The following is a 10,590-nucleotide window of genomic DNA, read 5'->3' as shown; positions in this document are numbered from 1 at the left end:
AGCGACTTGAAATATCCCCGGTGTGCCGCTTTACGAAATACGACTGGGATAGCGACACGAGGTGGCGGAACAAGTTGCTGCTCCACCGTAAGCTAGTGGTCGAAGAGATCCACAGCAAGGTCCACTTCCTGGCAACGGTCAAGACGAGTTGGACCAAGAGCACGATCGAAAAGCCGATCGCCAATGTGGTGACCAGACCATCGTCCTTGACGCTGAGCACCTGATCCATGGTCAGTCTTAGATATTGCGGCGCAATCAGCGCACAGCCTTCCAAGAAGAGCGCCAAGATGCCCACCCCCCAGAACGCGGGCACCAGGGACCGAAGCGAGCCTGCCAGATCGCGAAGCGACACTGATGGCACGCTCTTGATCTTCTTGAAGGCCGGACCCGGATGCGCCTCCAACGCAATGCCGCTAAAAAGCTCATCGAACTCATCGAGCTTGATTTTTTTGACGCCCGCTGCGGGATCGCTGATGTGCACGTGCCCTCCCCTCACAGCCGTCAGCACGACAAAGTGCCCGTGGTGTAGGTGGACCATGCAAGGCAACGACAGCTTGGGCAGTTCGTAAAGCTCCAAGCGAAGCGGACGCGTCGTGAGCCCGTTGGCATCAGCGATTTCAATCAGCGAGGCGAGCGTTGCCCCACTGGTTGACACCGTAAAGCGGTTGCGAAGCTCCCCAAGACTCGTTTCATGGCCGTAGTAGGAGAGCAGCATCGCAATGCAGGCCAGGCCGCACTCACTCGACTCCGTCTGACGGATATGCGGCACACGGCGCTTCGAGGAGAACACCAGGCTTGGTTCAGCAGAGCGATCCGGCTCGGCATCGCCATCGGCGGATGGTGTCAAGACGTCCTTCATCGCTTTTCACCCGTTAAGCGCGATCCCATGGTTTGGAAGGGGTCAAACATCCACTCCCAGATCTTGCGGCCCTCCAAGATCAGTTCCGCGTCCACTTCCATCCCCGGCAGGAAGGGCTTCGCTTCTTGGGCAACTCCAATGGTCTGGGAAGGCAAGGCGACTTTGGCGGTGTAAACCGGCTCAGTGGGCGACTGGCGACCATAGCGGCGCTCCAACTCACCGAGGGGACTCGTTTGCGTTGACAGCGATGCGATGCGCCCCTGGATGGCGCCATATTTTGCTTTCGGGAATGCGGCGATGTTGAGCAGCACCTCGGTGCCGACATTCACATGTCCGATGGCCCTGGAAGGAATGAGGATTTCGGCTTCGAACACCGACTCGCTTGGGGTGATGGACGCGATGATCGAGTCGGTGCCAATGCGCTGACCTTGGGATGCATAGATTGCTGCAACAGTGCCGCTCAAGGGTGAAGTGATGGTTTGCAGCCGATCGGACTTGGCTCTGGCCACTTGATCTTCGATCGTGGACTTCTCACGCTCGATCTCACTCGCTTGTCTGCTGGCGGCTGTCTTTATCTCGGTGATTTCACCCAGCAATGCGGCACGCTGATTACGAAGTGTGGACTGCTGCGCGCGGGCATCCTGGATCTCCGCCTCTGCATCCAAGAGAGCATTTTCGTAGGTGAGGTAGGTGTATTTGGACACATACTTCTCAGCAAGCAGCGGCTCAATGGTCTTCAAAAGTTCTTTGTTCTTGGCGTATTTCTTTTCCAAGATTGAGATCTTGCGAGCGACTTCCTGCATCGCGCCGGTCGTTTCTTCGACTTGACGCGTCAGTTCCCGCTCGCGCTGGCCAGAAAAGTCATGCGTCTGCAATTGCTCCTTGGTCAGCTCTTCTGATCGGGTGAGCGCACGCTTGATCGTCTCATCGGACAAAGAGCGACCCGCTTCGTCGGTGATGTCGGCTGACAGCTCCGCAAGCACTTGGCCCTTCTTGACCAAGGCATTGGGCTTCAATGTCGTCGACAGGATGAGGCCAGGCGTTCCACTGCGGATATCCACTCGCCCATGTGTCGAAATGATCTGGCCCGACACGTGCTCCCGCTTGGAGTAGGACGCGGTCAGAACAAACGTGGCCAGCAAGAGGAAAAGCACACAGCCACAGCCAATCCAGATCCGGATGGACGAGGGAAACGCATCTTTTAGGTCGCCGAGTGTGGAAGTTGTCTCCGGCCCCTTCCGCTTGCGAAAGAGCGGTTGTTCTGCGTCATCCGTCTGACCTGACTCGCTATCCATAGCACCTACACTTCGAGATCTACTGCACAACTTGCGTGAGTTGAGGCTACCCGCGCAGACATTAAAATTACATTTGCATTTTGTTGATCTGGCGTTGGCATTGGCGCCAAACCTAAGTTCGCAGGCCCCACGCTATTGCTTTTTCAGCAACCAAGGCTTGCGTCAAGCGAAGGTGCGTTGCGCAAAGCGCAGCCACACATTGCTGGGTCGAAGCATGAATCCTACGCTCAATGCGTCAGCCACCGCTCCCATCACCACCACTGCCCCCATCGCCGCCAGACATCGCCTGCTGCTGAGAGTGGCCAGCAAGCGTCATGACGGGGCCTGTTGGGTTCTTGTCGATTTCTTCGCGCTCGCGCTGGAATTGCACCATCTCCTGCGCCCGTTCCTGATCCATTGCCTCTGTCTTCTGCAAGGTTTCATTGATGCCAGGCGATGGCGTGTTGAGCGAGGTTTCCGAGTGAAAGCCCGGCGTTTTGCCAAAGACAAAGGCGACATCATCTTGGATGATCACTTTGCGGAGTTCAGCCGCATGTTCGATCCCTGACTCTTTGACGGCATGCAATACCTCGGCCGTCTTCTCATCGGATGTGCCCTTGGGGAGCTGCGCCTGGATGGCAGAGAACAACGCGTAATCCCGATGATCAGAGGGAAACGCCTGCTGAGCGGCATCTTGGAGGGGCCTTGCTTGCTCAACCCGATCCTCATCGTGTTCGTGTGCGTTAGAGCGGGCAGTTGTCCCACCAAAACCTGGCGACGACGCATAGGCAGCGGGTTGGCGCTTCGGCAATACGATCTGTGCCGGCACTTCGCTTTGCGTTGGAATTGCCGGCGACGAGGCCTGCATCGCCTCTTGCTGCTCTGCCTGCACTGGAACAGCCGATGGCGCATCGTTCTGTGGCATGCCTACTCGGGCTTGCTGCTCGCTGCCCTGCTCCATCGCTGCATTGGCCGATGATGGCTCTATGGGCTTCAATGCTTCTCGGCGCGTGTGTTGTGCCTGGGACAACGCTTCATCCAGGTCTTGGCCGGCAACGCCCGTTGCCGGCAACCCTTGGTCTTGCTGGAACTGCCTTACGGCATGTTCGGTCTCTGGACCGTAGTGCCCATCTTGCGGCACGGCCTGACCGTTTGGACCCCGGGCATCACCCTGCTGCAAGCGATATTGCAAAAACTCGACTTCTTGCCCCCGGTCGCCTAGGCGCAGCCCTTCCACCTCACTTGATGCCGGCGGCGTCGGCACAGCGGCCTGAGTAGCCGCTTGATCGGCAGAGGTCGAAGCGGATGATGCCGATCCAACGCCCGGCGCAGACACGCTTGCCGTCGTTGGAACCCATGCCTCCGCCTTAGGCTGGACTGCGCCGGCTGTCGGGGGTGCGGCAACCTCAGGTGCCTGGGTTTCTTGGGGTTCGCGTTGCGGGACAGGTTCGGGCTTCGGTTCGGCGGGCTTGGCAGCCTGGGACGGCTCTTCCCGCGTTTGGGCGTTGACGGGGACAGGCATCACGACCGGAGCAGGTGTGCCGGCCTCTGCTACAGCAGGCTGCTCAGCAGCGCGTGCAACATCTCTATTCCGCTGCGCATCAATGGCTGCCTGAGGTGCTCGGGTTTCGTCCACATGCGGGGCGGTAACAGCTGTCGCCGCAAAGCTTGCGACCTGTTGCGCTTCTTGCGTGGACACACCTTGCCGATTGGCCTCGCGCAACGCTTGCTCGTAAGCATCGCGTTCTTGTGGCGATTGCGCATCAACGCGCAGGTCTGGTGCACCGGCCGAAGGCGGCTGCTCCTGCCGGAGTGACTGCACCTCGCTGAGTGCCTGATGGATCTCCTCAGTGCTGGTCGTTGCTGCAACACGCACCGCACCATCGGCGTCACGGCTAAGATGCTGGATGGGGCTGTCCACCGAATATTGGCCGGTCGCATCACGCTCCAATGCCAAAGAGCTGGTCGCTGCATCGATTCCGTTCGCCTCACGTGTCCGTTGCACCGCCAGCTGGATCGCGCCTGCAGTCTGGGCATTGGGCGCAACGCCATAGGCGGCATAGGTCGCTTCGGTATTTGCCTGGTCTTGCTGCTGTGGCGTTAGCGTTTGCCGCGCGGGCATCTGTGCCAATGCCTGCGCGTGCTGCTCCAATGCCGGTTGCAAGCGTTCGCGCGTTGCGTTGAGTTCCAACGGGACATTGCCTTCGGCAGCAACGCCGTCATGGCGCCACTGGCCTTGCGTATCGCGCTGATACTGCTTGCCGTCCGAGGCTTGCAACGAGTCCGGGTTCAAGGCTGTTTGCACAGCCGCTGGCACAGGGCCGAAGTCCTCCCAACCATTGCGCTGATACGCAGCTTGATAGGTTGCTGCAATTGCAGCCGGACCTCGGGCGATGTTGGCGTCAACCACCTGGGCTGCCTGCTGGTCCAACGCGACACTGCGCTCAGGACCTGCTGGATCCACCGTCCAGATGGGCCGATCGTTCCGATCGACTTCATCGGCGACCATCCGAGACCACTGGCCACTTGCCGAATCATGCCGCCAATCCCGTGCGTAAAGATGCGCAGCATCTGCCTCACTGGATGGCTGCACATAGGGGTTACTGGGTTGCACCTTGCCCAGTGCCTGCTCGGTCGCTTCGCCACTGGCGTGATAGTTCAGCTCGCGCGCTTTTTCGGGCAGTGCGAACATGCCCTGCTTCTGTGGCGTATCCACGCCATCGTCTTGCAGGTCGGCTTTTTCTTGGCGAAGCCACTGGCTGCCGTTGAACTCCCAGCTCACGCCCTGCTTGTCGGTCTGTGTATAGATCTGACGGTTGTCCCACAGCGTCGCGGCCTTGTCGGCAGCGGCACTGAACAGATAACCATCGGCAACTACCAACGCGACAGGGCCTGCACCGGTTGTGCCGACAACGGCAGCGGCAGCGGCGCCTCCCGCCCAGCCGCCCGCGCCTCGGGCAGCAAAGTGCAACGCTTCTGAGCGTGCAGCGGTGAGGTTGTCTTGTGCCAACAGCGTGCCAACACGCTCTCCGGCTTTCGACGCATCGTAGGCGGTAGCGGCAACACCCAAACCCGCAAGCCCTGCTGTCATGCCGGCGCGACGCAAGCCTGGGATTTCAGGTTCCGGCACAGGCACGCGTGCAGGTGGAGCCCCTGGTCGCACGAGTTCGTCGATGGTGGCAATGCCTTCAAGCCGGCTGTTCACGCCGTCACTGACGTGCAGCTCGGAGTGCTCAGCGAGCAACTTCGCTTGGAGAGCAGGATCGGATCTGGGGATTTCTTGCACATGTTCCGGCAGATCACGGTGCCACTCGGCCTGTTGTTGCCAACTCTCGCGGAGCTGCTGTGTCGCGACAGGATCTTTGAACCACGCGTTGCGCGCCTGTTCCAATGCCTGTCCCGGTGGACGTGCATCAGTGCGGCTATCGTAAACCTCAGCACCCTGGCGGTTGAAAATACGGATCGGCGCGCTGGTTTGCTCATGTACGGTGTCCAGGCTGATCGGCAGCTTGGTGTAGATGGCCTCGCGTGCGCCTTCGGGAACGTAGCGGCCGTGACCTTCCAGATCCAGTTGTTGAGCAAATCTTGCGTCGACGCCATGCTCGCTTTCCAGCTTGTGCGCGGCCATTGCACGCACCTCGACATCGTAGCCGCGCGATTGCAGATCCTTGATCAGTTCCGAACTCCACTGGCCATTACTGAGCGTGGTGTCGAAGATCAGGTTCTTCCTGCCTTCGATGGTGGCCTGCAACAGCTCATCAGCCCACTGACTGGCATCGGGATGGGTGTAGCCGGACCAGGTGTAGGGGTGGGCATTGCGGAGAGCTTTTACTTGGGGATGAAAGTCGCGTAATTCGTCTGGATCGATTTTTACGACATCCCCACTGAGTTCAAGCTGAGCTACTTTGGCAAGCCCTCCCTTACCTGCACCTGGTTGGCCTGCCAGGATGATGGCATTGGGATGATCGAAGGACGTTTTCTGGAACAAGCCACTTCTTGGAAATATTTTTTCATTGAGAATCTTCCCATGCTCATCATGGGTAAGCGCGTAATCACTCATGACCTTGCGCGCCATCAAAGTAAGAGGCTAAGTCAGCCATTGGACCCATGTTCAAACGACTGCATCCAACAGCAAAGTCCTTCTTCTCTGCCTTCTCAATCGCCGCAGGATCGCCACTGGCATAGGCGGCTTCGACTTCCTCGCGGGCTTCGGACATGAAGGATCCGATCCTTCCTTCAAGAGCCCAAATGGCGCCTTCAAGTGGCATTAAAATGTAAGGCTTCTTGATGTACGCATCGAGAACTTCCTGAAGACTTTGGATCAGCTCGGGGTAGTCTGCGAGTAGTTCACGCAAGCTCTGCGGCACGGGAGGCGGAAGTAGTTTTTTTTCATTCGACGCATTATCCCGCTTGAACATGTCGGAATTTCCTCCCAGGAAAGGTTGCCGCAGGCGTGCGCTCTTCGAAGTAGGCAAGCATGTTGCTGCCTTTCCAGTTGTGACTGAACCCCGCAGGCCCAAGCTGCCTACGCTTTTTCTTGGCCGCCTCCAATTTCACCGGGTCACCGTCCTCCTCAGCCTCCCTAAGCTCCCTATTGACTTCACCCAGAATGGAATCCAAGCAATCTTCTAGATTCCATATCGCGAGTTCAAGAGGAGGAGTTACCGATGATAGACTACCCACCGACTCTTTGAGGGCCGATTTCAATCTATCCATATATTCAGGGTATTCCTGAAAAATCTCCTGCAACCCTTCTGGAACAGGAGGGCATTCGCTAATCGATCCGAATGACGGAGAATTTTCCTGTGTCATTTGAACATCCTGCGCGATACGCTGGCTTTGACCATTGGGATACTTCGAACTTGGGAAGCCAAAATAGTCCATTAGACTTCGATCCCTCCAAGCACCAGGAGAGCAACTATGCAGCATCAGGAGAGTTTTCTCTTTCGCCTTTGCGATTGCATCTGCATTCCCACTCTTCTCAGCGACCCTTTCTTGCTCACGAGCCTCGTCTATAAACATTTCCAAACAATCTTCTAGTGCCCAGATCGCAAACTCAAATGGCGGAGTGATCGGCGATGGCTTATCGACCGACTCTTGGAGTGCGCTTTCCAACCGCGCAATGTGATCGGGGTAATCCTTGAAGCTTTCGCGCAAGCCTTGTGGCACTGGCGGTCGCTTGCCCATCGAACCAGGAGAAGAATCGTTATTCTGGATCGTGACAGCCTCCTGATCTAGGCGTTGCATTGGACGTGGAAGATTGGGCTTGCGCTTAGGCGTTGCTACGGACGCACCCGGTTGCAGTGGCCCTAACTGCTGCACGGTGCGCGCATTGATGATTGCCAGATCACGCAGCAGCTGTTGACCATGGGCTCCATCAGCCTTTGATCTACTTAGAGGCTTATTGGAAGGTGTGCTATCACTCATGCGGGGACCATCTGTAAGGCTTCAATCTTCACCCTCGGCAACAAGCGCTTGGTGAAGTAGGCATCTTCGTAATACTTGATCTTCTCGCAGAGCACCGGGCTTGGGATGCCTTCATAGAGGAAGACTTCCTTGTCGAAGCCCATCGCCTTCAACTCTTGCGGCAGCATCAAGGCGCGGCGCTGCTCGGTCTCCGAGTAGGACACGCTGCTTTGCTTGCCACTGGTGTGCGACTTGTTCTTCTTGCGCACCGTGGTGTAGCCGAGCATGTCCGAGTAGTCGTTGGCGTCTTGCTGTTCGCGTGGTGCGTAGACGATTTGCAAGGCATGGTTGGTGATGATGGTGCGCGAGACATCCTTGCCATAGGTGGCATCGAGTTGCGCCATGCTCTGGATGATCGGCAGCAAACGGATGTTGTAGCCGGCCATGTAGCTCACCGCGCTTGCAATGATGTCGACCCGGCCGATGGACGTAAATTCATCCATCAGCAGCAAGCACTGGTATTTGAGCGCTGCGTTGTTCTGCGGCAGCTCTTTGGTGTTGAGGTTGATGAGCTGACTAAACAGCAGGTTGATCAGCAAGCGGCTTTCAGCCAGCTTGTTGGGTTGGATGCCGATGTAGATGCTCATCTTCTTCTTGCGCACATCCGTCAGCAGGAAGTCGTTGTCGCTGGTTGATGCATCCAGGATCGGATTGATGAACTGGTTGAGCGGCTCTTTGAACGTGCCCATGATCGAGGCGAAGGTCTCTTCGGCTTGCGAGAGCAAATTGTCGAACGCCGTCTTGGCGTCGCGACCCAGGAAGTCGCGCTGCGAGAGCTTTTTGAGGTAGCCTTTCAAGTCGCTCCCATCGCCGGACGACACGCGATAGAGCATCCCAAGGGTTGGGAACATCCAGGTGTCTTTCGGGTGCTTGCGCTTGATCTGATCGTCCAAGCTATCGAACAAATAGAGCGTAAACGCCATGAAAGCATTGCGGGCATGGCTCACCCAGAACTTCTGGGCGTCGGAGCCATCCGGGTAGAGCATCGCCCCGATACTCATCAGATCCGACACGCGAAAAGCGGGATCGGGTGAGATGTAGCTCAGTGGATTCCAGCGATGCGTGCGCCCGTCTTCCGCGAAGGGGTTGAACAAGAACACCTCTTGACCCTGGCTCTTGCGCCAACCCGAGGTCAGGTCAAAATTTTCCTGCTTGATGTCCAGAACCACCACTGAGCCTTGGTAGTCGAGCAGATTGGGAATGACGATGCCCACGCCCTTGCCGGAACGCGTGGGTGCGGCCAGGATCACAAACTGCTGGCCTGGCAAGCGCACCAATTTGCCGCCGTGCTTGCCAACCACGATGCCGGTTGGTGACGGTTTGAGCATGTCCTTCTTGGCCAGATCACTGCCCGAGGCAAAGCGCGCATCGCCATGCAAGGCGGCTGCCTTCGGCTTGAACAGCGGGATCAGCAGTGCGATCCAGGCCACAAGCGGCACGCCGAAGCCGAGGGCGCCAGCCAGCTTGATCTTGGTGGCATAGGGAGCGAACTGCGGAAGGTCGAGCGCTTTGACGTAAGACCAATAGGTGCCGACACTGAGGGGACCGGCCACCTTCAACAGCATCAAAATCAACTGACCGGAGAGGTAGACCCCTGCGGTGAGGGCAAGAAGCAAGAGCGAGATGGCGACACTGAGCTTGATCTTGCCGGTCATGAAGTGCTGCCTTCCATCGTTGATCCCTGGCTTGTTTGAAAACGACCGTCCGCTCGCAAGATTACAGGATCACACCGCCCGCTTAGATCGGATGCGCATTGGCATCTGTGTAGGAATTGTCTGACGGGAAGCGTGCCAAGACATCAGCGGGACCTTGGCACTATGGGCTAGGCGCACCGCTGCGCTGGGCTTTGAGCTGCAATTCGGCGACGACCTTTCGCTGCTCCTCGACCGAGAGCTTGGCAAGCGCTTGGATGGCGTCTGCGACCTCATCGGTCTCGGCGAAGAAGGCAGCCAGTGGCATGCCGAGGGCGTCGGCCAAGCGCTTGGCGGTGCGTAGATCGCACTCGTTCACGCCCTTCTCGTAGCGATTGATGCGCGTCCTGGCCACCTCAGGAGCCAGTCCAGCGGCAACCCCCAAAGCTTCCTGGGTCAGCTCGGCCTTCTGGCGCGCGTGACGGAGGCGGTTGGCGAAGATGAGACGAGCGTCGTCCAGATCCAAAATGTGACCACAAGCATGCAATGTGATGAATGAGCATGAGGTCTCCGACTTGCCTTGTCTGTTACTTTATCAGTAACACGGTTCCGCCCGCCAATCAACTGCGACTACCAAGCACCAACACCGGTCATTCCTGGGCTGTGTGCGGAGGCGTGCAGCCATTGAGCATGTCGGCCAATCAAGCGTCCCGAACCTGCCGGTCTGGTGGATTTCTAGCACCCTTCCCTTTCCCTCTTTTGGAGATGCACATGTCAAAGCTTTGCTTGGCCCTGGTTGGCCTGACGTCAATCTGTTTGGCCAGCTGCTCTTCCGGTGGCCCCTCGCAGTCTGAGCGGGAGCATGCCTTCCTGCTGTTCGTTCAAGACAACAGCAATGAAGAGGCGCGCATCGAAGATTTCCAGAGCAATCAGTGCAAAAAGGCGGAAGGCGCGCCCAGCTACACCTGTGACGTAACGGCCAAGGTCAGAGCCATGGGTCGCGACTTTGGCAATCAGATGGACGGGGTTTATTCGTTCACCAAGATGGGCGGCACTTGGAAGATCACCGGTCGCGTCCAGTAGCCATCCGTTTGCAATCAACGATGGTCCCATTCTGTTCTCAGGAGTTCACATGACCGTTGGCACGTTTCTCATCTTGCTTGTCCTGGGCACAGCGGTGCTGGTCGCCTTCGTCGTCAATCGTGCTGACCGATTGCGCAACCAGCGGGAGGTCTTTGAGCGGGAGTTTGATCGCTCGTATTTTTGGCGACAAGGAGCTTTGGCGATCTCGATTGAACGGTCGCGGTTGAAGATTCGTGTCGGCAGGGCAGTGAAGATGGACCGGCTCTGGACATGGGTT

Annotated in this window: 7 protein-coding genes and 2 pseudogenes; 2 read left to right on the top strand and 7 right to left on the bottom strand. The window is 57.7% G+C overall.

The genetic code is table 11. The features are described from left to right. The 7 genes and pseudogenes from J7396_RS21530 to J7396_RS21500 all read right to left on the bottom strand — a co-directional run. On the bottom strand, window positions 1-859 hold an 859-nt coding region (locus tag J7396_RS21530), incomplete at its 3' end, for a cysteine peptidase family C39 domain-containing protein (protein WP_244669808.1). Beyond that, the gene (locus J7396_RS21525; protein ID WP_014089913.1) at window positions 856-2,154 is read right to left on the bottom strand and encodes an HlyD family efflux transporter periplasmic adaptor subunit; all 1,299 of its coding nucleotides are present in this window, start codon (window positions 2,152-2,154) and stop codon (window positions 856-858) included. The genes J7396_RS21525 and J7396_RS21530, both read right to left, overlap by 4 nt. Window positions 2,155-2,389: 235 nt before the next feature. Beyond that, window positions 2,390-6,193, bottom strand: a complete 3,804-nt coding sequence (locus J7396_RS21520) for a zeta toxin family protein (RefSeq protein ID WP_244669806.1) — start codon at window positions 6,191-6,193, stop codon at window positions 2,390-2,392. Continuing rightward, the gene (locus tag J7396_RS21515) at window positions 6,186-6,551 is read right to left on the bottom strand and encodes a hypothetical protein (protein ID WP_244669805.1); all 366 of its coding nucleotides are present in this window, start codon (window positions 6,549-6,551) and stop codon (window positions 6,186-6,188) included. The genes J7396_RS21520 and J7396_RS21515 overlap by 8 nt, the downstream gene beginning before the upstream one ends. 535 nt (window positions 6,552-7,086) lie before the next feature. Then, window positions 7,087-7,290 (bottom strand): annotated as a pseudogene (locus J7396_RS22820) (hypothetical protein); the annotation flags it as partial. Between the two features lie 266 nt (window positions 7,291-7,556). Further along, window positions 7,557-9,254 carry a type IV secretory system conjugative DNA transfer family protein gene (locus tag J7396_RS21505; protein WP_139371469.1) on the bottom strand — a complete coding sequence of 566 codons (1,698 nt, stop codon included), beginning with the start codon at window positions 9,252-9,254 and terminating at the stop codon, window positions 7,557-7,559. A 160-nt stretch (window positions 9,255-9,414) separates the two neighbouring features. Further along, window positions 9,415-9,756 carry a helix-turn-helix transcriptional regulator gene (locus J7396_RS21500; RefSeq protein WP_016848995.1) on the bottom strand — a complete coding sequence of 114 codons (342 nt, stop codon included), beginning with the start codon at window positions 9,754-9,756 and terminating at the stop codon, window positions 9,415-9,417. Window positions 9,757-9,995: 239 nt separating this feature from the next. On the opposite strand from J7396_RS21500, the gene J7396_RS21495 reads away from it, so the two are divergent. After that, the gene (locus tag J7396_RS21495; RefSeq protein ID WP_209262089.1) at window positions 9,996-10,313 is read left to right on the top strand and encodes a hypothetical protein; all 318 of its coding nucleotides are present in this window, start codon (window positions 9,996-9,998) and stop codon (window positions 10,311-10,313) included. A gap of 49 nt (window positions 10,314-10,362) precedes the next feature. Continuing rightward, window positions 10,363-10,590, top strand: a pseudogene (locus J7396_RS21490) (hypothetical protein); the annotation flags it as partial.

It is taken from the genome of Xanthomonas sp. A1809, from assembly GCF_017746015.1.
In the GTDB taxonomy this organism is placed as follows: domain Bacteria; phylum Pseudomonadota; class Gammaproteobacteria; order Xanthomonadales; family Xanthomonadaceae; genus Xanthomonas; species Xanthomonas euvesicatoria.
This window is presented reverse-complemented; position numbering and strand designations above follow the sequence as displayed.

What these genes read in the sequence shown, in the direction of transcription:
- J7396_RS21525 (WP_014089913.1), bottom strand. Translation starts at nt 2,154, where the DNA reads ATGGATAGCGAGTCAGGTCAGACGGATGACGCAGAACAACCGCTCTTT.
- J7396_RS21520 (WP_244669806.1), bottom strand. Translation starts at nt 6,193, where the DNA reads ATGAGTGATTACGCGCTTACCCATGATGAGCATGGGAAGATTCTCAAT.
- J7396_RS21515 (WP_244669805.1), bottom strand. Translation starts at nt 6,551, where the DNA reads ATGTTCAAGCGGGATAATGCGTCGAATGAAAAAAAACTACTTCCGCCT.
- J7396_RS21505 (WP_139371469.1), bottom strand. Translation starts at nt 9,254, where the DNA reads ATGACCGGCAAGATCAAGCTCAGTGTCGCCATCTCGCTCTTGCTTCTT.
- J7396_RS21495 (WP_209262089.1), top strand. Translation starts at nt 9,996, where the DNA reads ATGCACATGTCAAAGCTTTGCTTGGCCCTGGTTGGCCTGACGTCAATC.